At 70.7% G+C, this 23,177-nt stretch carries 22 protein-coding genes; 6 read left to right on the top strand and 16 right to left on the bottom strand.

The genetic code is table 11. The features are described 5' to 3' along the window. The first annotated feature begins 79 nt into the window (after nt 1-79). On the top strand, nt 80-757 hold the full coding sequence (locus KK483_RS23285) for a Uma2 family endonuclease (RefSeq protein ID WP_262007162.1): 678 nt from the start codon (nt 80-82) through the stop codon (nt 755-757). Here KK483_RS23285 and KK483_RS23280 read toward each other — a convergent pair. The 4 genes from KK483_RS23280 to KK483_RS23265 form a co-directional block, all read right to left on the bottom strand. After that, nucleotides 717-2,117, bottom strand: coding sequence for an AI-2E family transporter (locus KK483_RS23280; RefSeq protein ID WP_262007161.1), 1,401 nt, complete (start codon nt 2,115-2,117; stop codon nt 717-719). The genes KK483_RS23285 and KK483_RS23280 overlap by 41 nt on opposite strands. Nucleotides 2,118-2,257: 140 nt before the next feature. After that, nucleotides 2,258-2,947, bottom strand: a complete 690-nt coding sequence (locus KK483_RS23275) for a lytic transglycosylase domain-containing protein (RefSeq protein WP_262007160.1) — start codon at nt 2,945-2,947, stop codon at nt 2,258-2,260. A 394-nt stretch (nt 2,948-3,341) separates the two neighbouring features. After that, on the bottom strand, nt 3,342-4,664 hold the full coding sequence (locus tag KK483_RS23270; protein WP_242329589.1) for a PhoH family protein: 1,323 nt from the start codon (nt 4,662-4,664) through the stop codon (nt 3,342-3,344). A 329-nt stretch (nt 4,665-4,993) separates the two neighbouring features. Further along, nucleotides 4,994-5,755, bottom strand: a complete 762-nt coding sequence (locus KK483_RS23265; protein ID WP_262009655.1) for an isoprenyl transferase — start codon at nt 5,753-5,755, stop codon at nt 4,994-4,996. Nucleotides 5,756-5,881: 126 nt separating this feature from the next. Here KK483_RS23265 and mgrA point away from each other — a divergent pair, with 126 nt between their 5' ends. Continuing rightward, nucleotides 5,882-6,919 carry an L-glyceraldehyde 3-phosphate reductase gene (gene mgrA, locus KK483_RS23260; RefSeq protein ID WP_262007159.1) on the top strand — a complete coding sequence of 346 codons (1,038 nt, stop codon included), beginning with the start codon at nt 5,882-5,884 and terminating at the stop codon, nt 6,917-6,919. A gap of 243 nt (nt 6,920-7,162) precedes the next feature. Here mgrA and KK483_RS23255 read toward each other — a convergent pair whose 3' ends face one another. The 3 genes from KK483_RS23255 to KK483_RS23245 all read right to left on the bottom strand — a co-directional run bounded on the left by KK483_RS23255 (nt 7,163) and on the right by KK483_RS23245 (nt 10,642). Then, a complete protein-coding gene (locus KK483_RS23255) occupies nt 7,163-7,537 on the bottom strand; it encodes a helix-turn-helix domain-containing protein (RefSeq protein WP_262007157.1) in 375 nt (124 codons plus the stop codon). Between the two features lie 30 nt (nt 7,538-7,567). Then, nucleotides 7,568-9,343 (bottom strand): DUF2079 domain-containing protein, encoded by a 1,776-nt coding sequence (locus KK483_RS23250; RefSeq protein ID WP_262007155.1) that lies wholly within the window; start codon nt 9,341-9,343, stop codon nt 7,568-7,570. Between the two features lie 375 nt (nt 9,344-9,718). After that, nucleotides 9,719-10,642: an A24 family peptidase gene (locus KK483_RS23245; protein ID WP_262007154.1), complete on the bottom strand. Its 924-nt coding sequence runs from the start codon at nt 10,640-10,642 to the stop codon at nt 9,719-9,721. A gap of 104 nt (nt 10,643-10,746) precedes the next feature. On the opposite strand from KK483_RS23245, the gene KK483_RS23240 reads away from it, so the two are divergent. Beyond that, a complete protein-coding gene (locus tag KK483_RS23240) occupies nt 10,747-11,124 on the top strand; it encodes a DUF192 domain-containing protein (RefSeq protein ID WP_262007153.1) in 378 nt (125 codons plus the stop codon). Nucleotides 11,125-11,210: 86 nt separating this feature from the next. Here the strand turns inward: KK483_RS23240 and KK483_RS23235 are convergent, their stop codons facing one another. The 8 genes from KK483_RS23235 to KK483_RS23200 all read right to left on the bottom strand — a co-directional run bounded on the left by KK483_RS23235 (nt 11,211) and on the right by KK483_RS23200 (nt 18,667). Beyond that, complete coding sequence (locus tag KK483_RS23235; RefSeq protein ID WP_262007152.1) at nt 11,211-11,699, bottom strand: hypothetical protein; 489 nt, start codon at nt 11,697-11,699, stop codon at nt 11,211-11,213. Next, complete coding sequence (locus KK483_RS23230) at nt 11,696-12,397, bottom strand: hypothetical protein (RefSeq protein WP_262007151.1); 702 nt, start codon at nt 12,395-12,397, stop codon at nt 11,696-11,698. Before KK483_RS23230 ends, KK483_RS23235 begins: the two co-directional genes overlap by 4 nt. An 80-nt stretch (nt 12,398-12,477) precedes the next feature. Next, complete coding sequence (locus KK483_RS23225) at nt 12,478-14,046, bottom strand: Tox-REase-5 domain-containing protein (protein WP_262007150.1); 1,569 nt, start codon at nt 14,044-14,046, stop codon at nt 12,478-12,480. Nucleotides 14,047-14,276: 230 nt separating this feature from the next. Further along, nucleotides 14,277-15,089, bottom strand: coding sequence for a hypothetical protein (locus KK483_RS23220; protein WP_262007149.1), 813 nt, complete (start codon nt 15,087-15,089; stop codon nt 14,277-14,279). A gap of 85 nt (nt 15,090-15,174) precedes the next feature. Beyond that, nucleotides 15,175-16,332: a hypothetical protein gene (locus KK483_RS23215; RefSeq protein WP_262007148.1), complete on the bottom strand. Its 1,158-nt coding sequence runs from the start codon at nt 16,330-16,332 to the stop codon at nt 15,175-15,177. A gap of 31 nt (nt 16,333-16,363) precedes the next feature. Then, nucleotides 16,364-16,495 (bottom strand): hypothetical protein, encoded by a 132-nt coding sequence (locus KK483_RS23210; RefSeq protein WP_262007146.1) that lies wholly within the window; start codon nt 16,493-16,495, stop codon nt 16,364-16,366. Nucleotides 16,496-16,535: 40 nt separating this feature from the next. Beyond that, nucleotides 16,536-17,372 (bottom strand): hypothetical protein, encoded by an 837-nt coding sequence (locus KK483_RS23205; protein WP_262007145.1) that lies wholly within the window; start codon nt 17,370-17,372, stop codon nt 16,536-16,538. Then, on the bottom strand, nt 17,369-18,667 hold the full coding sequence (locus KK483_RS23200) for a Hint domain-containing protein (RefSeq protein WP_262007144.1): 1,299 nt from the start codon (nt 18,665-18,667) through the stop codon (nt 17,369-17,371). The genes KK483_RS23205 and KK483_RS23200 overlap by 4 nt, the downstream gene beginning before the upstream one ends. A gap of 609 nt (nt 18,668-19,276) precedes the next feature. Between KK483_RS23200 and KK483_RS23195 the strand changes: the two genes are divergently transcribed. From KK483_RS23195 to KK483_RS23185, 3 genes are read left to right on the top strand one after another with little or no spacing between them, the layout of a single operon-like run. Then, on the top strand, nt 19,277-21,310 hold the full coding sequence (locus tag KK483_RS23195) for a hypothetical protein (RefSeq protein WP_262007142.1): 2,034 nt from the start codon (nt 19,277-19,279) through the stop codon (nt 21,308-21,310). 13 nt (nt 21,311-21,323) lie between these two features. Then, a complete protein-coding gene (locus KK483_RS23190) occupies nt 21,324-21,905 on the top strand; it encodes a hypothetical protein (protein WP_262007141.1) in 582 nt (193 codons plus the stop codon). A gap of 13 nt (nt 21,906-21,918) precedes the next feature. Next, a complete protein-coding gene (locus tag KK483_RS23185) occupies nt 21,919-22,368 on the top strand; it encodes a DUF3592 domain-containing protein (protein ID WP_262007139.1) in 450 nt (149 codons plus the stop codon). A gap of 143 nt (nt 22,369-22,511) precedes the next feature. On the opposite strand, the gene KK483_RS23180 is transcribed toward KK483_RS23185, so the two are convergent. After that, complete coding sequence (locus KK483_RS23180; RefSeq protein WP_399014607.1) at nt 22,512-23,171, bottom strand: OmpA family protein; 660 nt, start codon at nt 23,169-23,171, stop codon at nt 22,512-22,514. Nucleotides 23,172-23,177: the final 6 nt, after the last annotated feature.

Here is a 23,177-nt window from a genome sequence, read left to right as displayed (position 1 = left end):
AGCGCAGGGTTGCGGACCGGACGGGCAGCGGCGGACCGGCATACGATGATGCTCTCGACACCAGCCATCAGGAGGCGCCATGTCCGCCGCAGCAGTCGAGCACACGCCTTACGACCCTTGCGACGACGAGCCGCCGACCCTGCTCGAAACAGCCAACGAGCTGATGGAGCAGCACCCCGGCTACCGCGTCGAGATCATCGGAGGCGTTATCACCGTGGCCCCACCTGCGGACGGCCCTCACGCCCGGGCACTGACCAAGCTCATGCGCCCCTTCATCACGGCCGGCCTGGACGACGCGGAGACCGAAGTCCTCCAGGCCATCGGGCTGTGGCTGCCTACAGGGCCCGAGGACTACGCGATCCCCGACCTCGTCGTGGTGGACGCCGATTTCGACGACCATCTCATCGAGAACAACTGCTACGACCCGGCCTGCTTCCGCCTCGTTCTGGAAGTCACGTCCAGCAACTACAACAGCGACCTCAAGAACAAGGTCGCCGCGTACGCGGACGCAGCCATCCCGGTCTACGTGATCGTCGACCGCAGGAACGACCGGATCCACCTGCTGACGGACCCCCTGCCCGGCGAGGCCAAGTACGAGAACCACACGCTCCACGCCCGGGGCCACCAGGTCACCCTGCCGGACTCGATCGGCGCCAAGGTCACCCTTGATGTCACCGAGCTTCTGCGAGCAGGCGAGCGCAAGCCCCGGGCGGCCGCTACTCCTGACCCTTCCCCGGAGCAACCGGCGGTGGAGTAGGCGCCACGTCGATCACCGTCGCCCCGTGCGGCGCCGGCCCGATGCGGCTCACGCGGCCCTGCCCGTACGCGCGGAGATAGCCGACGACCGTGTTGGTCACCGCCACCAGCGGCACCGCCACCACCGCGCCGCCGATACCGGCCGTCAGACCGCCCGCGGCGACCGCGAGGACGACGGCGAGCGGATGGACCCGCACCGCGCGGCCGAGGATGAACGGCTGGAGGACGTGGCCCTCGATCTGCTGCACGGCCAGGACCACGGCCAGCACCATCAGCGCGGTGAACACGCCTTGCGTGACGAGCGCGACCACGACCGCGAGGGCCCCGGAGACCACGGCGCCGACCAGGGGGATGAAGGCGAAGAGGAAGATGAAGACGGCGAGCGGCACGGCCAGCGGGACGTCGAGGAAGTAGATGCCGAGCCCGATGAAGATGGCGTCGATGAGGGCCACGATCACCGTGCCCCGCACATACGCGGTCAGGGTCCGCCAGGCGCGCGGCCCCGCCCCCGCTACACCGGGCCGGGCCTGGGCGGGGACGAGCTTCAGCGTCCACTGCCAGATCCGCTTCCCGTCGTAGAGCAGGAAGAGGGTCGAGAACATCGCGAGCAGTATCCCGGTGAGGATCTCGACCATCACGCCCACGCCCTGGAGTCCGGCGGAGGTGATCTCCTGGGTGTTGGTGCCGATGGTGTCCTGGAGGTTCTGCGCGATGTCGTTGATCTGCTGCTCGGTCACGTGGAACGGGCTGTTGAGCAGCCAGCGTTTCAGCTCGTCGATGCCGTCCTTGACCCGGTCGGCGAGGTTGTCCAGGTTGTCCAGCACCTGCCACACCACGAACCAGCCGACCAGTCCCATGATGACGAAGCCGAGGATCGCGGTGACGGCGGTGGCGAACCCGCGGGGCAGTCCGAGCCTCCTGAGGCGGGCCACCGTGGGCTGGAGCAGCGCGGTGATGAGCAGTGCGGCGACGAAGGCGAGCACGACCAGCTGAACGGCGCTGATGACGCGCATCAGCACCCAGAGGGTGCCGGCGAGGACGAGCAGCCTCCAGCCGGCCTCGGCCGCGACCCTCATGCCCCAGGGAATGGCCGCGACCGGGTCGGGCCTGGACGGGACGGCGGGCGCGTAGGCGGGTGGCGGCGGCACGCGGTCGGGCGGCTGGGCGGCTCCGTGCTCACCCTCGGCCTCGCCGTAGCCGGTTCCGTTCCCGTAGTCGGTTCCGTTGCCGTAGCCGGTTCCGTTGCCGTTCCCGTAGTGGTTGCCGTTGCGCGCGGCCTCGGCACGGCGTTCCTCCCACCGTGCCCCGATCCGGGACAGACCGGCACCCAGCCGGCCGAGCCACCCTGGCGTTTTCGACATGTCGCTTTTCCTCTCCCCCCGGGTCCGCCCCGACCGTACACGCACGAAGCCCCTCACCGTAGGACGGCGAGGGGCTCCGCGACGTTGAGCGCCGGATCGGCGGATCTGGCGGGTGGGCCCGGTGCGGGCCCGGCGGCGGCCTAGTACCAGTGGTTGGCCTGCCAGAACGACCAGGCACCGCAGGGGCTGCCGTAGCGGTCGTTCATGTAGTTGAGGCCCCACTTTATCTGGGTGGCGGGGTTGGTCTGCCAGTCGGCACCCGCGGAGGCCATCTTGGAGCCCGGGAGGGCCTGGACGAGACCGTAGGCACCGGACGACGGGTTCGACGCCTGGTAGTTCCAGCTGGACTCGTGGTCCACGATGTTGCTGAAGCACTGGAACTGGTCGCCCGGGATCATCTGCCGGGCGATCGCCTGAACCTCGGCGACGCTGTAGGACGACTGGGTCGCGAAGCTGGAGGCATCGCGGGCGGCCTCGCGGCTGGCACGCTCGGCCTCTTCCTCGGCAGCGCGCTCGGCGGCTTCCTCGGCGGCCTGCTTCTTCGCCTTGGCGTCCTTGGCGGCCTGGATACGGGCCGCCTCCTCGGCGGACTTCTTCGCAGCCGCGTCCGCGGCAGCGGCCTGTGCGTCGGCCTGCTGCGTCAGCGACGCGACCTGAACCTGGGCCTGCTGTCCGACGGGGATGTCTGCGAGGAGCGTCGCGTCGGCGGCAGCCGCCTCGAAGTCGTTCGAGGGCTGCGGGGTGCCCGAAGCCACGCCCACGACAGCGCCGACAGTGGTGACCGCAGTGGCGGACGCCACCGCGAATCCCCGGACCGAGATCCGGCTCACACGATTTCCTTCCAGCATCGCCCGCACGGGTGACCTCGCGGGCGCAATCGTGCCCCTGGCACTGGCACCCCAACTTGCTAGGTCACGGGGGGCACGGGCCCGGTGGGCAACTCCCTTGCGAGGAGCGCCGCGTGGTGCTCGGGCGGCATACGGCGGCGGCTGTTGAGTTGTGTGGAGCCACATCCCTGGAGATGCGTGTGTGCCGTATGCGGGGCCTGACGGAAGCAAGACTCTGCCGGACGGCGACGGCGCAAGGCAATTCCTCGTTGCGTGGGAAAGCTCACATGCCGTTTGGGCCAGGGGTTTTACGGAAACCCCCGCACGGCACGACGCCGCCCGGCTAAGCTCCTGGGCTTCGCCGGGCGGCGCCAACTTTCCTACAGGCCAAGCCGTATCAGATCGGTCCGTCCTCCAGCATTTCGGTCACGAGGGCGGCGATCTGCGAACGCTCGGAACGCGTGAGCGTCACATGGGCGAACAGTGGATGGCCCTTCAACTTCTCGACGACGGCGACGACTCCGTCGTACCGGCCGACCCGCAAATTATCCCTTTGCGCCACATCATGGGTCAGAACAACCCGGGAATTGGCCCCGATACGGGACAGAACGGTCAGGAGGACGTTCCGCTCCAGGGACTGGGCCTCGTCGACGATGACGAACGCGTCGTGCAGCGACCGCCCTCGGATATGGGTGAGCGGCAGGACTTCCAGCATGCCGCGGCCGAGGACCTCCTCGATGACCTCGCGGCCGGCGACGGCGGAGAGCGTGTCGAAGACGGCCTGGGCCCACGGGCTCATCTTCTCGGCCTCGGTGCCCGGCAGATAGCCGAGCTCCTGCCCGCCGACCGCGTACAGCGGCCGGAAGACCATCACCTTCTGGTGCTGGCGGCGCTCCAGGACCGCCTCCAGGCCCGCGCAGAGCGCCAGCGCGGACTTGCCGGTTCCGGCCCGGCCGCCCATCGAGACGATCCCGACGTCCGGGTCGAGCAGCAGATCGAGGGCGATGCGCTGCTCGGCGCTGCGGCCGCGGATGCCGAAAGCCTCGCGGTCGCCCCGGACGAGGCGCACGTTGCCCTCGGCGGTGATGCGGCCGAGCGCCTTGCCGCGCTCGGACTGGAGCACCAGTCCGGTGTGGACGGGGAACTCGGCGGCCTCCGGGACGTACAGCGTCTCCTCTTCATAGAGGATGTCCACCTGCTCGGCGGAGAGCGCCAGTTCGGACATTCCGGTCCAACCGGAGTCCGTGATGGCGAGCTCCGCACGGTACTCCTCGGCGAGGAGGCCGACGGACGACGCCTTGATGCGGAGGGGGAGGTCCTTGGAGACGACGGTGACGTCGTACCCCTCGGCCTGGAGGTTGCGGGCGACCGCGAGAATCCGTGAGTCGTTGTCCCCCAGCCGGTAGCCGGCGGGGAGGACGCCCGGGTCCGAGTGGTTGAGCTCGACCCGCAGCGTGCCGCCGAGGTCGCCCATGGGGATGGGGGCGTCCAGCCGGCCGAACCGGACCCGGTAGTCGTCCAGCAGGCGCAGCGCCTGCCGGGCGAAGTAACCGAGCTCCGGATGGTGCCTTTTGGCCTCCAGCTCCGTGACCACGACGATCGGGAGCACGACTTCGTGCTCGTCGAAGCGTGACAAGGCGTTCGGGTCGGCCAGCAGGACGCTGGTGTCGAGAACGTAGGTGCGCCTGTCGGGCATGCGGCGCTTTGTGCTGTTCACCACGGAAGGACGTACCCCCTCGGCTGAGATCGGGGTGCGACGGCGTCGCGGGCAGTGGGACCGGTCTCCGGCCGCGTTGCACGGGCCGGGCACCGGCCCTCCGATCCTTCCGTGCTGACCGCACGGTCGTCCTGGCGCAAAGGGCCTCCCGGGCGAGCGGCTCGGTGCCACTCGCTGTAGAACGGCATCCGGACTGGTTGTCCGGATGTCGACCTGGAAGGGATATTCCCTCGAACAAGCGCGGCCATGCCATGGCATATGACGACGCGTCGATGAACAGGCGATGACCACGCCCGGGCGGGTGGTCAGGGGAGCGGCCGGGCCGCGCCCCGTCAGGCGCCGTAGCGCCGGTGCCGGGCCGCGTAGTCGCGCAGCGCGCGGAGGAAGTCGACCTTGCGGAGGGCCGGCCAGAAAACCTCGCAGAAGTAGTACTCCGAATGGGCGCTCTGCCAGAGCATGAAGCCCGACAGCCGCTGCTCGCCGCTGGTGCGGATGACCAGATCGGGATCGGGCTGGCCCCGGGTGTAGAGGTGCGAGGCGATCAGGTCCGTGTCGACGATCTCGGCGAGCTCCTCGAAGGTCGTCCCCTTGGACGCGTGCTCGGTCAGCAGCGAGCGGACCGCGTCCGCGATCTCCTGCCGGCCTCCGTAGCCGACGGCGACGTTGACGAGTATCCCGTCGACTCCGTCCGTCGTCTGCTCGGCCTCCTTCAGGACGGACTGCGTCCTGGCGGGCAGCAGGTCGAGCGTGCCGACGTGGTGGACCCGCCAGCGGCCGTCCGCCGCCAGTCCGCGCACCGCGTCCTCGATGATGCCGAGGAGCGGGACGAGCTCCTCCTCGGGCCGGTCCAGATTGTCGGTGGACAGCATCCAGAGCGTGACGACCTCGACGTCGGTCTCGGCACACCAGCCGAGGAGCTCATGGATCTTGTTGGCACCCGCCTTGTGACCCTGCTCGGTCGTGCCGCCGGACGCCTTCGCCCAGCGGCGGTTGCCGTCCAGGATGACGCCGATGTGCTTGGGCACCTGGGCGTGGTCCAGGCGGCCCTCCACCCGGCGTGCGTAGAGCCCGTACACCAGGTCGCGCAAGTTCACTGTGTCCACCCTCTCGGTTCCGTCCGGGCACACGCCAGACCATGCCCCCCGGAGCCGTCACACTACTGCGGACCGGCCACGGCCACCCAACCCGGTCTGTCACAAGTCCGTGATAAGCAGGGAAGCGTGAACGATTCCCTGTACTACCGCGCCGCCGACAGCCGCTACGACTCCATGGAATACCGCCGCACCGGCCGCAGCGGGCTCAGGCTCCCCGCGATCTCCCTGGGCCTCTGGCACAACTTCGGCGACGACCGCGCCCTGGACTCGCAGCGCGCGATCCTGCGCCGCGCCTTCGACCTGGGCGTCACCCACTTCGACCTGGCGAACAACTACGGCCCGCCCCCCGGCTCGGCCGAGGTGAACTTCGGGAAGATCTTCGCCCAGGACTTCACGGCGTACCGGGACGAGCTGATCGTCTCCACCAAGGCGGGTTACCTGATGCACCCCGGCCCCTACGGCGAGTGGGGCTCGCGCAAGTACCTGACGTCCTCGCTCGACGCGTCCCTGAAGCGCATGGGCCTCGACTACGTCGACATCTTCTACTCGCACCGCTTCGACCCGCACACCCCGCTGGAGGAGACGATGGGCGCGCTCGCGTCCGCCGTCCAGCAGGGCAAGGCGCTCTACGTGGGCGTGTCCTCCTACAACGCGGAGCAGACCGCCGAGGCGGCCCGGCTGCTGAAGGAAATGGGCGTTCCGGCCCTCATCCACCAGCCGTCCTACTCGATGATCAACCGATGGACCGAGGAGGACGCGCTCCTCGACACCCTGGAGGCGGCCGGCATGGGCTGCATCTCCTTCGCGCCGCTCGCCCAGGGTCTGCTCACGAACAAGTACCTGACCGGCATCCCGGAGGGCTCACGGGCGACGCAGGGCAAGTCCCTCGACCCGAACCTGCTCTCCGACGACGTGCTCCAACGGCTGAACGGGCTGAACGGGATCGCGCAGCGCCGTGGCCAGTCGCTGGCCCAGCTCGCGCTGAACTGGGTGCTGCGCGACGAGCGGATGACCTCCGCGCTGATCGGCGCGAGCAGTGTGCGGCAGCTGGAGGAGAACGTCGCCGCGCTCTCCGGAGCGCCGCTCTCCGAGGAGGACCTGAAGGAGATCGACACCTTCGCGGTGGACACGGCGGGGACGAACATCTGGGCCGCCCGCGGCTGAGTCCGCCCCGGGAACAGAAAACGGGCCGGTCCGTGGGGGGGATACGGACCGGCCCGAGGGGGGGGTTTCCACCATAACCCTTCGTAAGTGATGCTGCGTGCCACGACAGGCCACAACTACTCTCCGAATTCACCGGACTGCGGTACGGAGGCGGAAAAGCCCCGGAAATACCGCCTCCGGCGTAGACGGAGCAGTACAGGTCCGTGCGGGTGACTAATCCCCACGGGCGACCCGGTCCACCGGTCATCGGGTTGACGCCCCGGCGGGCTCGCAGGCGGCCCGCGCCTTGTGGGCCAGGATCCGGTCCATGTAGTCGTCGCCCCACCGGCCCAGCGGCAGCAGCGCCGCGTTCAGGGCGCGGCCCGGCTCGGTCAGCGAGTACTCGACCCGGGGCGGCACCTCCCGGTACACCTCGCGGTGCACGATCCCGTCCGCCTCCAGCTCGCGGAGCTGCTGGATCAGCATCTTCTCGCTCACTCCGGACACCTGCCGCCGCAGCTCGCCGAAGCGGTGGGTGCCCTCGTGCAGCGCCCAGAGGATCATCGGCTTCCACTTGCCGCCGACGACGTCGACCGCCGCGTCGAGGCCGCAGGTGTAGGAGGTCTTACCCTGCGCCACAGTCGCCAACTCCTCGGACCGGCCCGACACTTACCTTTTCGACCGTACTCCCGTCCCGGCGGCGGTGCGGTGCAGGAGCGTGACGCCGTCGCGCTCGGCGACGACCTCGTAGCCGTACGAACGCTGCGCCTCCTCCAGCTCCGCCAGCTGCTGCTCGGGCGGGTAGGGCCAGTGGCCGGTCCGGTACGGCCATGCCTCCGGGGCCCGGCGGTCATGGATGATCCACTCCGCCGTGGGGCGGGGCAGCCGCTTCCTGTCGTACTCGTAGAGCCGCCCCTCCACCGGCCAGGTCGGGAAGATCACCACCTGGCAGCGCGACGTGAGCTGGGGTGCGAGCCGGTTCGAGGCGGCCACGGTCGCGCCGTCCGGGATCTGCCGCAGCAGGGCGTGGGCGGCCTCGATGTGGCGTGTCGTGTGCCAGGTGGCGCGCTGGGCGAGCTGGGCCAGCGGGAAGGACGGCAGCATGACGACGGTCACGGCGAAGACGGTGGCGAGCGAGGCCCGGACATGGCGGGCCGCCGGTCCACGGGCGCCCTGGGCCCGGGCGGCCCAGCGCCGCAGGGCCGGGGGCCGGGGTCCCGGCCTCCGGCCGGCCGACGGGTCCGCGGTCCGCACGTCGGCGGCGGGCGCGTCGGCCGCGGCGGCGTGGGCGGGCGTCGGGGCGCCAGTGCCGGGCGCGGTGGGGGTACCCGGCTCGGTGGGGGTGCCAGTACTGCCGGGGGTGGCGACGGTGCCGGGCGCGGTGGCGGCCTCGTCGCGGTGGCGGCCGAGCGCGTCGATGAGGCCCGCGAAGACGATCGGCATCAGGACGGCGCTGTAGTGGAAGGCGGTGCCCCAGTGGAAGCTGTTCTCCGACAGCATCCGCCAGGCCAGCGTCGGTACGGCGAGCAGCGCGAGCGGCGACCTCAGGGCGATGAGCGCGCTCGGCGCGAAGACGAGGACGAGGGTCATCGCCTTGACGTCGGGCCGGAGGGCGTCGAGCGGCATGAAGGCGAGGTCGGCGAGGAGCGAGCCGTGCGCGTCGGCGAGATTGCCGCCGTGCGCGTAGCCGCCTCCCGGGTTGAACGCCGGAAGCAGCAGCTTGATCTCGATCAGGCTGCCGGCGACGCCGGCCACGGCGGTCGCGATCCCGAGCCTCCGTGGGCCCTTCCACGCCACGTACGCGCCGAGCGCCGCGAGCGTCAGCCCGAGGTCCTCCTTGACCAGCAGCAGCGGCGCTCCCCAGGCCACCGCCCGCCGCCACCGCCCGCGGCCGAGCGCTTCGAGCGCGAAGGCGAGCAGCGGCACGGCGAGCGCGACCTCGTGGAAGTCGAAGGCCGCGGCCGAGGCGATGCCCCAGCTTGCGCCGTACCCGAAGGCGACGACATGCGCGGCGCGCCGCCCGAGGACGCGGGCGGCCCAGCGGGCGAGCGGTACGACGGCGACGGCGAGCAGCGCCGCCTGGGCGACGAGCAGGCAGACCGGGGACGGCCAGAGCCGGTAGAAGGGGGCGAGGACGGCGATCAGGGGATGGAAGTGGTCGCCGAGGAGGTTGAAGCCCTCTCCTCGCAAGGGGACGACGGGGGCGCGCAGTTGTGCGTAGGCGCGTACGGCCTGTTCGAAGATGCCGAGGTCGTACCCGGTGGTGCGCAGGAGCTGGTGACGGCGTACGGCGACGGTCGCGTACAGGAGGAACAGGACCCCCGCCCAGCCCCAGGGCAGGAAGGTGCGGAGAGCGGCGGGCGGGTCCGGAGCTTGCGTCTTCGTCCGTGCCTTCGTCTGTGTATGCGCATCGACGACCGCCGCATTGTCAGAAAATGTCCGCATACGCCCGCATGTTAGAGGGCGGATGCGGCGCTGCTGCCCACCTGCCCGGGGATCTCCCCCACGTGGCGCTCCCCGGCCCCCGTTCCCCGACGGCTCGGTCGTGTCTAGGTCGTGTCTTCAAAGTCCCGTCTGCCCGGCGACGCCTGGCACGCTCCCCCAGAGCTCGCGCCTGGGAGGTGCCCCCACCCCCGTAGCCCTTCGGGCACGGGAGGTGCCCCCACGCCGCGTTGTCGTCGGTCGCCTATGGCCCCCGTGGCCCTTCGGGCACGGGAGGTGCCCCCACCGCATGGACTCCCTCCTCCGCCTTGCGATCGCACGCACCAGACGCCGCCGGGCCCGCCCTCCGGGCGGACGACGCCACTGTGAAGACACTCCCTAGGCCGCCAGCGCCCCCAGCAGCAGCCCGAGCAGTGCACCCGAGATCATGAACGGCCCGAACGGGATCGCCGACTTGCGCCCGGCCCTGCGCAGCAGCACCAGCCCCAGCCCGTACGCCGCTCCGAGCAGAAAGCCGGCGAAGGCGCCCGCGAAGAGCACCCCCCAGCCGTACCAGCCGAGCACGACACCGAGCGGGACCGCGAGCTTCACATCGCCGAAGCCCATGCCGTTGGGGTTGATGAGGAAGAGCACGAAGTACGCGCCCCCGAGCGCCAGCCCGCCCAGCAGCGCGGCCGGCCAGGACCCGGCGGCCCCCGGCACCAGCGCGGCACCGCCGAGCAGTACGGCGGCCGCTGCGGCGAGCGGCAGCGTCAGCTGGTCCGGCAGCCGGTGGACGTTGCGGTCGACGAGCGCGAGCAGGACGGCGACGGGCGCGAGCAGCACCCATACGGCGGCTTCGGGCCGCGGCCCGGCGGCCGCGGCGAGGGCGGCGCAGACGAGCCCGGTGACGGCGGGGACGAGCAGGGACGGCCGGTATGGCACAGGGGCCATGCCCTCGGCGGGGTCCTGCACGGCCGCTCCGGCGGGGGCCTCTCCCGCGGATGCCGGTCCGAGAGGGTCCGGTCCGACGGGGTCCGGTCCGCCGGAATCCGGTGCGCCGGATGCCTGTCCGGCGGCGGGCTGTCCGGCGGCGGCTGTCGCGGCCGGGGCCGACACCGTGCAGCTCGCGCACCGCGCCGCACCCAGCCAGCCACATGCGGGCCCGGTGATCGGGTGCCCGGCCGGGCACGCGTGCCGCCATGCCTCGTCCGGCTCGACGGACAGCCGGTACGCGGCGCGCGGCACGAGGGCGCCCGCCCCGGCCCCCCAGGCGGCGGCGATGACGATGAGCGCGACGTCGTACGCGTACCCGTACTCCACGCGCCCGACCCTAGGCCCCTCGCCCGCCCCGGTCATGGGCCCTGGGGCCCACTCTCCGCAGTCCAGGGCCCAGAGCCGGACGGTGACCGCTACGGTCTACGCCCATGGGCATCTGGCGTGACGGCAAGGGTGTGTTGAGGGTCCCGGGCGACGGCGACGGCGAGGGCGACGGCGACGGGATGGCCGTCGAGCTGGTGATAGCGGCCTCGTACCGCTCGCGGACGCGCGGACTGCTCGGCCGGGACGGGATCGACGGTGCGATCATGCTGACCCCGTGCAACAGCGTGCACACCTTCCGGATGCGCTTCGCCATCGATGTCGCCTATCTGGACAAGGCGTTGCGCGTCATCGACGTCCGCACCATGAGGCCGGGCCGACTGGGCATGCTGCGGCTGCGCGCCCGCCATGTGCTGGAGGCGGAGGCGGGAGCGATGGAGCGCTGGGGTCTGCGGCCGGGCGTGCCGCTCGCGATCGAGACGTAGCTCGCGATCGAGACGCGGCGTCGAGGCGGCGGAGGGCGCCGGCGCGGACCCGGCAGTACGACGGCGAGGGCAGCGGAACGGATCCGTCAGCCCGTGCGGCCCTCGGCTTCGAACCCCTCGGCATCGAACCCCTCGGCCGAACCGGTCAGTCCCGCGAAGAGCACCATGGGCTCCTCCTCGTCCTCCTGTCCGACGCCCGCGACCAGCCATCGCCCGTCGCCGGTGCGCCACACCCGCAGGTCCCCGAAGAACCCCGAGGACGCGAGCGCCCGCAGCAGCGGGGGCAGCGGTTCCCCGTTCGTGTACGCGACGTAGACGTCGTACATGGACCGCGGCCGGTGGGCGCCCCAGCGGCGGTCGAGCGCCTCGCTGAGCCGGTCGAGTTCGCCCGTCAGCTCGGCGTCGGTCCTGCGCATCACGTCCGGGTCGTCGCCGGGGTCGCGGAAGTCGCGGCTCACGTGGAGCGGGAGGACGTAGAAGTCGTCGCCGCTCTTGCGCCAGCGCACGTCGTGCTCCCACGACTGCCCGAACGGCCGGGCCAGGAGGGCGTCCACGGCGACGAGGTGCGCGCTCACCAGGTGGCCCGGTCCGCCGGGCGGGGCAGCGGTTCGAGGGCCCCCGCCTTCCGCAGGGTCTCGGTGGCCGCGATCACCGACGCGGCGTCCGGCGCCTGCCCCTCCGGGCCGCCGAAGGCGATGACGAGGCCGCCGTGCGCCGTGGGCAGCCGGCGCCCCGGCAGTTCCTCGGGCACCTGGGCCGCCCGGCGTGCGGAGAGGAGCACCGCACGGCCGGCCCGCGGGTCCGTGCCCGCGAGGTCGAACGCGTCCTCCACCTCGAAGAACAGATCGTCGTCGTGCACGTCCCCCCAGTCCGCGTCCCAGGTGTCCGCCACGGCGAGCAGCACCTCGGGCAGCCGGGCGGCGACCGGGACCGCCGCTTCTTCGAGGGTCCGGGACTTCAGCTGGACGTTCAGGCTGAGCGGCACCCAGGGCGAGGTGCCGCCGGCCCGCATGGTGACGGTGGCCTTGGGCATGCCCTCCTGCTCCGCCTCCAGGATCGCGATCCAGTTGACCCGGTCGTCGTCGTCCTGTGTGTCGGCCGCCTCGATGAACGAGGCGAGCGACGCCGCGTCGGAGTCCGTCCCCCGCCATCCCGAGAAGACCTCGGGCGCCAGCTCCGCCAGCCGCCCGAGCAGCGCGGACAACCGGGAGGCGAGCTGGTCGACGTCCTCCTCGCGCGGACCCCACAGCCCGCGAACGGTCAGATCGAGCATCGTGCACCGTCCTCTTGCTCCGCCTGCTGATGCAGTTGATGTAGTTGCTGCTGCACCTGCTGCTGCATCTGCTGCTTCACCTACTGCTTCACCGCCGTGTGCATCACCTTGATCGGCAGGTCCTTGAACGCCTTCTTCGCGGCCTTGGCCACCTCGGCGTTGGAGAAGTGCCACTCCACGGGCTTGCCGCCCGCGACCGAGAGCTGCCGCTCGGCCTCCTCCAGGAACCGCTGCTTGGTCGTGGCGTTCAGCTCGCCGTCCTTGGTGACCGAGTCAGCGTAGCCGTTCTTGGCCTCGAGATAGGTCTGCCGGTTGGAGTCCCAGCCGTCGAACTCGACGTCCTTGCCCTTGGGGTTCTTGACGACGTACTCACTGCCGCGCTTCACCCCGGAGATCTGCTCCTGGTAGCGCTGCCACGACTCGGTCGCCGGGTTCTCCGGAGGGTTGCGCTTGCGCGAGGCCCAGGCGCCGTCGCCCGCGTCCTTGTCGCCGAGCTTCGGCTCCTTGAGGTCCTTGTGCCAGGACGGCTTCTTCCAGTTGCTCGGATGCCGCGGGTCGTTCGGGTCCATCGGCTGGCTGATGTGGCACTTGACGGGGTTGTCGTTGTTATGGACGAGAACGGCCGAGCCGCCGATGACCACGTAGTACGTGGGGATGTCCTGGATCGTCAGGTCGTGCGTGCGCTGCCGCTGCTCGTACCGGTGCACGCCGGTGACGAGCAGGTGCCCGCCGCTCGGGTTGCGGAGCCGGTCCCCGGAGCGGATGTCGCCCGCGTCGACCCAGCGACCCTTGTCCGGCATCCAGAACGGGTGCGTGTCGGTGGCCGTGACCGCGCCGGTCCGCCCGTTCACGCGCACGGTGAGCCGGGTGAAGTCCTTGTCCCGCTCCGTGGTGATGGTCTCCTTGACGGGCCTGGTCGAGGTCAGCCCGGTCGCGGGGTCGGTGACCAGGACCAGATCGCCCTTGCGGACGCTTTCGATCGGGGCACGCGCGCCTGATGCCAGCAGCACGCCCGTGCCCGGCAGGAAGCTGTGCTCCTCGCACTTCTTGAGGGCCTTCTCCAGGCGGTCCTGGGCCTGTTTGACGCGTTTGCGGTTCTTGATGAGCCCGGTCAGGCCGTCGTACAGATCACCGCCGTGCTTCTTGAGCTTCTGAATGAGCTCATACGCCTTCTTCCACTTCCACGGCGCCCCGTACTTCGCCGCCAGCTTCCCGACCGCACCACCGATCAAACTCGTCAGAATATTGATGAGCGTCTCCGTGCACGCCCCCATATCCCCCTCGGTAATGCACTTGAACGCATCAGTGATCCCCAACTCATCAGCAAGGATCTTGGCCAGCTCCTTGGCCGCCTCCTTCGCCTTATCGGAATCCGACCTCTCCGCCGCCTGCGCGTCCTGAAGCTCCTTCAACGCCTTCTCGTACTCGACCTGCTCCGGAGACTTCCGCGTATCAGCGCCACCGCCGCCGTCATCGTCGTCGGAGACAGGCCGCCCATCACCGTCGTCGCCGGCCTGGGAATCCCCACCCCCGCCCTCACCGTCACCGCTCTCGCACGAACCGCCACCGATGCACTCCACCTGCGCCACGATCTTCCGCGTCAGCTCCGCACCGACCCCCGTCGCCACCAACGCACCGACGATCGCCACAACCACCAACACAAGACCCAGGTACTCCAACGCACCCTGACCACGATCCCCACGACCCCCACGACACCGAAGCCCCAACAACCGCACCCCGGTACGAGGCATCAGCGCTCGCACGCGCCGACGGAAACGCCGCAGAACCCCCAGTGCTGACATGTTCGCGACGCTAGCGTTCCCGAGTGCGTACGGTCATGGGCCCGTGGACCCCAATCGGGGCCCAACCACCCTTGGCGTTACGGGAGTTTCGCCGACTGCTTCTGGACCAGGAGCGCGGGGATCTCGGGTGTCCGCGCGTCGATGAAGTTGGCGGCGTAGAAGGTGGCGACCGTCGCCCCCCGGCGTACGACGTGGAACACCAGCGGCACCTTGGCGCCGCCCATCGCACCGGTCACCTGATAGGCGATCGCGTCGTCGCCCACACGCGGCGCGGTCAGCTTCCTCACCTCGGAGTAGGTCGAGCCGCCGCTCTCTCCGCCGTGGGTGGTGAAGCCTGCGGCACACGCCTCGACGGCGGTACGGACCGACGTGAGGACGGCGTCCGCCGCGCCGTTCGCGTGGGAGGTGAGGATCTCGGTGACGACCGTCTGCCGCTCGTTGCCCTCTTCACGCCCGTCCACGATCGTGCGGTACACGGTGGCGCTCGCGGCGGGCTCAGGGGCGCCGTTGATGACGGCGGCGAGCGGCCGGCACTCCGGCTTGTCCGCCTGCTCCGTGCCCGGCTCATCGCCGCCCTGCATCGGCGTCACCACATAGTTCGGTACGTCACCGGTGGCGAGGACGGCCCGCGTCAGCTCCGCCTGGGTGAGGGTCCGGCCGGTGCTCGGCGGTTCGGGGACGGGCGTCACGGCGGGGTCGGTGGCCTCCGGCGGCACACCGCTCGACGGGGTGGCCTCCGGCGTCGCGGACGCAACGTCCTTGCCGGGCTTCTTCGCGCCGCTCTTGCCCTCGTCGTCGCCCCCGCAGGCGGTGGCCAGTCCCATCGTCAGCGTGGCGGCCACCGCGGCCATCACGATGCGCCGTGCCGTACCCGCGGTCCGCGTGCTCATCCCGCTCCCATCCCCTCATGACCCGTCGTCGGACGCTAACAACGGCCCGCTGCACGGCGCATGGGCCCAGGGACCCAATCCGGCGTCACGGAGGCCCGGAGCCGAGGAGCGTGAACGCGCCGTACGCCCCCGACGCGACGGCGAGCAGCGCCACCACCGCCGTGGCCGTGCGCTGCCGCAGCCGCGCGAGCGCCACCGCGGCGGGCAGCAGGAGCGGGAACGCCGGCATGATCAGCCGCGGTCGCGAGCCGAAGTACGCGGCCCCGATCAGCGAGATCACGACGATGCCGATCGTGTACACGAGCACCGGCAGCGGCTGCCGCTGCCGCACGCACAGCCACACCACCCAGCCCAGCAGCCCGAGCGCGGCGAGCAGTCCGACACCGGCGAGCGGGTGGGCACCGGTCAGCTGCTCCCCGACGAAGCGGGCGAGGGCGACCCCGCCGTCGATGTTGTTGCCCCAGGCGGCCTGGACCTCGAAGTAGGCGGTGGGGCTGCCTTCGCGTACGGCCACGAAGACCACGTAGCCGAGCCACCCCAGCGGCGCGAGCACCACGCCAGCGACCGTCCGCCACGGCAGCCGCCGGTCGCGGATCAGGCCCACGACCGCCGTGATCCCGAGGGCGGCGACGAGCGCGGCGGCCGAGGGCCGGGTGAGCCCGGCGAGCGCGCACAGCGCACCGGCGGTGATCCAGCGCCCGGTCAGCACGGCGTACAGCGACCAGGCGGCGAGGGCGGTGAACAGCGTCTCCGTGTACGCCATCGACTGCACGAACGCCGTCGGATACACCCCCCAGAGCACCGCGAGCAGCACCCCGGCCCGCCGCCCGGCGATGTGTGCGCCGACCGCGTAGATCCCCCAGGCGGCCGCGAACGCCGCCGCCCACGCGACGACCAGCCCGGCGGTCGCGGCTCCGACGCCGGGCAGCACCGCGGAGAGGCCCCGCTCCAGCGCGGGCAGCAGGGGGAAGAAGGCAAGGTCGGAGTGGACGCTGCCGTCGGGGAGCCGGACCTCGTACCCGTATCCGTTCTCCGCGATCCGGACATACCAGACCGCGTCCCAGCGCCCCTTGAGCCGGTGCAGCCCGTCCACTCCCGCGACCGCCGCCCAGACCGCGAGGATCGCCATGCCGGCCAGCCGCACCCCCGCGTACCCGAGGAGCGCGGGCGCGGCGTCGGAAGGCCCCGGGGCTCCGGGGGCGCTGCGCAGGTGGGGGGCCGAGGTGTGGGGCTGGTGGGGCATGCGCTCGATTATGGCCGCGCCGCCCGGAGCCCTACTTCCAGGGCACCCGGACCGGGCGGCGAAGCCACCACCAGCCGCGGTCCCTGACCGCCGTCCCCGACCGGGTGAGCCCGCCCGTCAGGGCGCCGCCGTCGTCCTCCGTGCGGGCCCGGATGTCGTTCACGGCTCCGTCCCGTCGCACCGGCTGCTCAGCACCGGCAAGATCACCCGTCATTGCCCGTGTCCGGCCAGGGCAGCCGCCGCGGCCGTCGCGACCGCCACCATCCGACACCGGCCGATGCCGCTCCCGGGCCCTCCTCCGTGAGGCTGCGGAAGAGTGAGTCGACCTCGGCGGTAGCGGCCAGCAGCACCTCGCGCTCCTGCTCCGGGCTTGCGGCGGTCTCCCGCTCAAGGTGATCCCGCGCCGCGATGTCCTCGGCGTACAGCTCGGGCAGATAACGGCCGGACGGCGGCCAGTCCCCGGCCATCCGCTGCACCATCCGCTCCCAGATCGTCAGCGACACCGCAGCTGGCGTGTCGAGACCGACCGCGGCGGCGACCGGGGTGGGGATCGGCACCTCGCGCAGGATCTCGGCGAGCGGGGTCACCTCGGCGTCGGGAAAGGCCGTCGACGGCGCCTCGACCGCATCGACGGTGTACCTCGGTGGCTCATGCTCCCCGTCGTACGCATCCTCCGAGGCGACCAGCCGGGCACGGGTCACCGTGCCGCCGGGGTCCGCCAGCCAGAAGGTCTCCGGATCGATCCGGTCGTCCGGGTAGACCACCCCCGCCCCCGTCCGCTCGGCGAAGGCCGCTGCCAGCTCGGCCTCACCCGCCGGGCCGTCGACGTCGTCCCGCACCTGGACATCGAGGCTCATCACGACGTCACCGCGCACGTAGTGGTACGTGCACAGGACGGCAGCCTCCCACTCGCGGTGCTCCTGGTCGGCGTCCGCGTGACAGACGTCCACCTGGTCCGCCGGCACTCCGACCACATCCGCGAGCGCTGCGGCGAGCGCGGACGACTCGAAGCGCCGGCTGGTCAACAGGTTCGCGATCACTCTTTGTACGTTCCTTCCCAGACCGCCCTGGCCTTGGCGACGGCCGCGGGGTTGTTCTTGAACCTCGGGTTCATCTCCAACTGCTTGAGGGAACCCGGGTCCCCCTTGGCGATCAGCTGCAGCGCCGCGTACTCGTGACGGTCGAGATTGACGAAGCCGGGGCCGTCCTTCGGGAAAACCGTACCGTTGCCCTTCACCTCGTACGTGCGACCGTTGACGCGGTAGGTGTTGCCGTCCGGGAGGAGCTCGGCCCTGCCCTCGGCGATGGCCTTGATGTCCTCGTCGACCTTGGCGCGTGTCTCCTCCAGGATGACGGTGTTCTTCTCCTTCACCTCCCCCTTCGCCGCGCCCTTGACGGTGTGCCTCCAGTGCGGCCGCTTGAGGACCTTGCCGGCGGCGGGACCCTTCACGTTGTCGCCCGCGGGCCACTCGCACTCGTTGTTGTGCACGAGCGCGTAGGCCGGGCCGAAGCCCACGTAGTACGAGTGGAGACCACCGACTTCCAGGTCGTGTGTGGTCTGCCGCTGCGTGAATCGGGTCACGGACGTGACCTTGAGCGGGGCGCCGCCGAGCAGGCGCAGGCTGTCTCCGGGCTCGATCTCTCCGGCGTCGGCCCAGCGGCCCTCGTCGGTGAGCCAGAAGGGGTGCGTATCCGTCGCGGTGACCGTACCCGCACCCGTGCTCAGCCGGGTGAAGTCCTTGTCGTCGTACGTGGTGAAGGTACGTGTCACCGTGCGCAGGGTCGTCAGCCCGCTGACCGGTTCGGTGGCGACGACCTGGTCGCCGATGCGGATCGACTCGATCGGGACGGACAGGCCACCGGCCAGCAGGGCCCGCGTACCAGGGGGGAAGCTGTGGCTGACCGGGCAGGTCGCCGGCTTGTCCTCGGGCTTCTTCTCGTCCGGCTTCTGCTTGTCGGGGTCGTACTTCTTCTTCGCGTCGTCGAGCGCCTTCTCGGCGTCCTTTACACGTTTGCGGTTCTTGATGAGCCCGGTCAGGCCGTCGTACAGATCACCGCCGTGCTTCTTGAGCTTCTGAATGAGCTCATACGCCTTCTTCCACTTCCACGGCGCCCCGTACTTCGCCGCCAGCTTCCCGACCGCACCACCGATCAAACTCGTCAGAATATTGATGAGCGTCTCCGTGCACGCCCCCATATCCCCCTCGGTAATGCACTTGAACGCATCAGTGATCCCCAACTCATCAGCAAGGATCTTGGCCAGCTCCTTGGCCGCCTCCTTCGCCTTATCGGAATCCGACCTCTCCGCCGCCTGCGCCTCCTGAAGCTCCTTCAACGCCTTCTCGTACTCCAACTGCTCCGGAGACTTCCGCGTATCAGCGCCATCGCCATCGCCACCGCCGTCATCGTCGGAGACAGGCCGCCCATCACCAGCGTCATCGGCCCGGGGATCCCCACCGTCACCGCTCTCGCACGAACCGCCACCGATGCACTCCACCTGCGCCACGATCTTCCGCGTCAGCTCCGCACCGACCCCCGTCGCCACCAACGCACCGACGATCGCCACAACCACCAACACAAGACCCAGGTACTCCAACGCACCCTGACCACGATCCCCACGACCCCCACGACACCGAAGCCCCAACAACCGCACCCCGGTACGAGGCATCACCCCGTGAATCCGCCGTCGTACGCGCCGAGCAACCCCCGTAGCAGACATACCCGCGAAGCTAACCCGCCTCCGCACCAGGGGTCGTGGGCCCGAGGGCCCACTTTCGGTCCCAGATTCCGCTGTGGGACAGGGCAGTTGGGGTTCCGTCATCGATGGGCCCGGGATTGGGGCCGTGGACCCACGTCAGAGGGTGCCGTCCGCTCGTACGCTCACGCCGCGCGCAGGCAGCGCGGACGGGCAGCGAGGGCTACGGAGACGGAAGAGGTGAGGGCCGTGAGCGGTGGCGGGGCATGGGGCAGCGGACGCGGACGCGGACGCGGGTACGGTCGCGGGTACGGGCGCGGCGGGTACGGCCCCCCGGGGCGGCACGGCCCGGGGGGCGGCTCGGAGCTGTTCTTCGCGCTGATACGCAGCTGGGCGGCGGCCGTCATCGTGTACTTCGCCTGCGGACTGCTCTTCGCCAAGGCCCTGCTCGAGCCCCTCGCCACCACCGACCGGCTCGAAGTCTTCGGGTGGCGGCTGGCGTTGCTCCACGTCCCCGGCATCGTGACCACCGTACTGACCGTCCTGGTCGCCGCCCGCGTCCTTCCCGAACCGCAGCGCGACTCCCGCCCGGTCCGGCTGTTCGCCACGCTCACCGTGCCCCTCGCCGCGCTCGGCTACGGCTACGCCGTCTCCTGGCGCTTCCTGTCGACCGAGGGCCTCCTCATGCCCGTCGTGGCCCTCGCCACCGGCGCGGCGATCGGCATCGCCCTGGACCGGCTGCTGGAAGGGCGCGGAGGGGACAACCGCACCCCGGCGGCGTACCCGTACACCTGGCGCGACCACGGTGCCACCGCCCTGGAGTACCTCGGCGTCGTCGTCGTGGTCGTCGCCGTGATCCTCGCGGTCTCCGCCGCCGGCATCGGCGGCCGCGTCGGTGCCCGTATCCAGTGCGCCATCGCGTCCCTCACCGGCTCGGGCGGCGGGAACTGCGTCACCGGCCCCGACGGCACCGCGAGGCCCAAGACCGACGCGGACTACGAGCCGAAGCTCTGCCAGGTGTCGAGCATTTCGGACACGGCGGGCGGCAAGGTGAAGATCGGCTGGTTCGAGTGGGGCGAGGAGTACGGCTTCCAGCAGAAGGTCTCCCAGGCGAACACCGATGTGAACGGTGACGGCAAGGTCGACGGCGACGACAAGCTCGTCTACATGACGTTCACCGACGCCGCGTCGGCGGGGGTCAACGCGAGCACACCCGGTGTCAAGCTGGGCAAGCTCGGCAAGGCCGATGTGGACCTCGGCGGCGGGATCAAGGTGACGAACGGCGACACCTGGGTCTTCAAGAGCGAGGCGGACGCCGAGCGGATGCGCGAGGACATCGAGGAGATGAAGATGTGGGAGACCTCGATGACCCACAGCGGCGCGTACGGAGGCGGCAACTGGTACGCGGCGAAGGAGTGGGCCGAGAAGAAGGAGGCCATCGAGAGGCAGATCGGCGACAAGAAGATCTCCTACTCGACCATCGGCCTCTACGCCCAGGCGGACGGCGGCCTCGGCATCAAGGCCGGTGACGACACCAGGCTCGGGGCCAAGCTCGGCGGCAAGGCCAAGTTCTCGCCCGATGTGACCATCACCAAGGACGACGTGAACGGCAACGAGTCGTACACGTACACCGCCAAGCTCGAGATCGAGGGCAAGGTGAGCGGTGAGGCCGGTCCGCTCGGCGGCACGGCCGGGGCGAAGGACTCGTACACCGGCGCGATCACGGTCACGCGCGATCAGAAGACCGGCAAGCTGGTCCGTATCGACATGACGAAGACGTTCGAGGGGACGCAGACCTCCGACAAGACCGAGGTCGGCGGCGACAACGGGAAGAAGAAGGACGAGAAGCGGGGCGGCAAGGGCGGCGTGACGGACTCCTCCGGGCCGACCGGCATCGAGGTGCAGACCAACTCGATCGTCTTCGGCAAGGAGACCGACCAGATGACCGAGGACAAGCGTGCCGTCGCAGAGCAGTGGCTCGACGGGTCGGGGAACAACACCGCACCGTTCGAGTACATGTTCGGCGACAAGTCGCTTGAGCAGAAGCCGGAGGGGAACGACCCCTTCGATCAGCTGATGTTCCAGGACGGTCTGTCGAGCACCCTCGACTACCACGGGGAGATCGACGCCCAGGAGTTCGGCTTCGAGGTCTCGCTGGGTATGAGCCTCGGGTTCTCCGTGTCGAGCGAGCAGAAGAAGGAGACGCTCACGAACGCCAGGTTCCTCGGCGCCCCGCAGGGCGACAAGCGCACTTCCCTGCCCTACAGCTACTGCGCGAAGTAAGGACGTAAGGACGATGACGCACCTTCGGACGCTGAGCGGCGCAGTGGCGGCCGCCGCCCTCACCGCGACCCTGCTGACCGGCTGCGGCGGCGGCGCGGACGCCGCGGCCCTCCCTGACGGCTGGGGCACGCTCGACACCAGGAGCCTCTCCGTCGGCTACCCAGAGGACGACGGCTACGCGGAACAGCCCGCCGCCGAGCGCAGCAAGCACAACGCCGCCGTCGCGCTCAAGGAGGAGGGCGGGCTGCGCACCGGCATGGTCTCCGTCCAGCTGGACTTCGCGACGGGCGTCGACGACGCCGAGGAGGCCGCGACGGCCGCCGGCGCGGTCATCGGCATCGGGGCCACCCGGCAGGACAGCAGCGACGTACGCCTCGGCGGCGAGGACAGCGCCCGGCAGGCGCGCCGTATCGACTACGAGTTCACGTCGAGCGGCGAGGAGCGCACCCCCGAGAAGGGCACCCGCATGACCGGGGTCATGGTCGCGGGCGTCGACTCGAAGGGCGTGCCCTTCCTCGTACGGATCAACGCCGTGAAGGGCTCCCTCAGCGAGGACGAACTCGATACGTTCGTGGAGTCGATCACCGTCAAGTAGAGGCAGCGGCATCATGCAGATCCTTCCCGGCGGCGGAGCCACGCTCCTGCTCCTCCTCGGCCTCCTCTTCGGCGCCTTCGCGGTCCGCTCCGCCCTCCGGCTGCACCGCGTGCTCCGGCTCGTCCGCCACGGCGAGCACACCGAGGGCCGCTGCGCCGAACGCCGCACGGTCGACCGCGGCCCGGGCATGGAGAACCGCTACGCCACCGAGTACGTCTTCACCTTCCGCACCCCCGACGGCCGCGACATCGAGTTCACGGACACCGCCCCCGGCCCCTTCGGCTTCCAGCCGGGCGCCCCGGTCCGCGTCTCCTACGACCCGGCCGCCCCGTCCACCCACGCCACGGTGGCAGGCCCGGGCGCCTGGGGCCCGGTGCTGCTGCCTGCGGCGTTCGCGGCGGGTCTTGGGGTGTTCGCGCTGGGGCTGCTGTACGGGTTCGTGGCGGTGCGGGGGTGGGTGTGAGGGCGGTGACCTGACGGGGCCCGTGGACCGTCAGGACGGCCAGGGGCGCGAGGACGCCAGGACGCCAGGACGGCCGGACGGCCGGCAACGGCAAGGGCCCGGTGGCGCGACCGGGTCGCGCCACCGGGCCCCAATCCTGGGCGTCAGCCCTCGGAGCCGCCCCCGCCGCGCGGGAAGGAGACCTCCACCCGGCGGTTCTTCTTGCGGCCTTCCTCGGAGCTGTTGTCGGCGATCGGGTACTGCTCGCCGTAGCCGCGGATCTCGAAGGTGATCCCCGCCGCGCTCAGCTCCTGCTGCAGCACCTTGTGCACGGCGTCGGCGCGCTGCTTGGACAGCACGTCGCCGTGTGCCGAGGAACCGAGGTTGTCGGTGAAGCCGAAGACTCGGACCCGCTTGGCGTCCTGCTTCTTGACCTCCTCGGCGATCGCCGCGATACGGGCATTCGCCGCGGTGGAGAGCTTCGCGCTGTCCTTGCCGAAGAGGACTTCGGCCTGGAGGGCGAACTTCACGGTCTCGTTGGAGTCCTCACGGCGCTCCTCGCCGCCTTGGGACTCGACGACGGATTTGATGTCCAGCACCTTCGCGGGTGCGAGGGTGGCTCCGTCCACCATCTTCAGCCCGGGAGAGCTGGCGTCGACCTCCACGGGGGGCTCCGCCGAGGCTTCGGTGCCGGGCGGGACGCTCGGTGTCTCGTCGGCATGGGCGTGGCCAGCCGTCAGGACGCTCGCGCCCGTGAACGCGACCGTGGCAGCGACGGCGCTCAGGACGAGGCGGGATGGCATGCGCATTCGAGTGGTGTTCATGGTCGC

It is taken from the genome of Streptomyces sp. FIT100 (assembly GCF_024584805.1).
Classification (GTDB): Bacteria; Actinomycetota; Actinomycetes; order Streptomycetales; family Streptomycetaceae; genus Streptomyces.
This window is presented reverse-complemented; position numbering and strand designations above follow the sequence as displayed.

Bases quoted from the DNA above. Each gene is read 5' to 3' on its own strand.
- KK483_RS23240 (WP_262007153.1), top strand. From the start codon at position 10,747: ATGGGCATCTGGCGTGACGGCAAGGGTGTGTTGAGGGTCCCGGGCGAC.
- KK483_RS23180 (WP_399014607.1), bottom strand. From the start codon at position 23,171: ATGAACACCACTCGAATGCGCATGCCATCCCGCCTCGTCCTGAGCGCC.
- KK483_RS23220 (WP_262007149.1), bottom strand. From the start codon at position 15,089: ATGAGCACGCGGACCGCGGGTACGGCACGGCGCATCGTGATGGCCGCG.
- KK483_RS23230 (WP_262007151.1), bottom strand. From the start codon at position 12,397: ATGCTCGATCTGACCGTTCGCGGGCTGTGGGGTCCGCGCGAGGAGGAC.
- KK483_RS23250 (WP_262007155.1), bottom strand. From the start codon at position 9,343: ATGCGGACATTTTCTGACAATGCGGCGGTCGTCGATGCGCATACACAG.
- KK483_RS23190 (WP_262007141.1), top strand. From the start codon at position 21,324: ATGACGCACCTTCGGACGCTGAGCGGCGCAGTGGCGGCCGCCGCCCTC.
- KK483_RS23285 (WP_262007162.1), top strand. From the start codon at position 80: ATGTCCGCCGCAGCAGTCGAGCACACGCCTTACGACCCTTGCGACGAC.
- KK483_RS23215 (WP_262007148.1), bottom strand. From the start codon at position 16,332: ATGCCCCACCAGCCCCACACCTCGGCCCCCCACCTGCGCAGCGCCCCC.
- KK483_RS23185 (WP_262007139.1), top strand. From the start codon at position 21,919: ATGCAGATCCTTCCCGGCGGCGGAGCCACGCTCCTGCTCCTCCTCGGC.
- KK483_RS23280 (WP_262007161.1), bottom strand. From the start codon at position 2,117: ATGTCGAAAACGCCAGGGTGGCTCGGCCGGCTGGGTGCCGGTCTGTCC.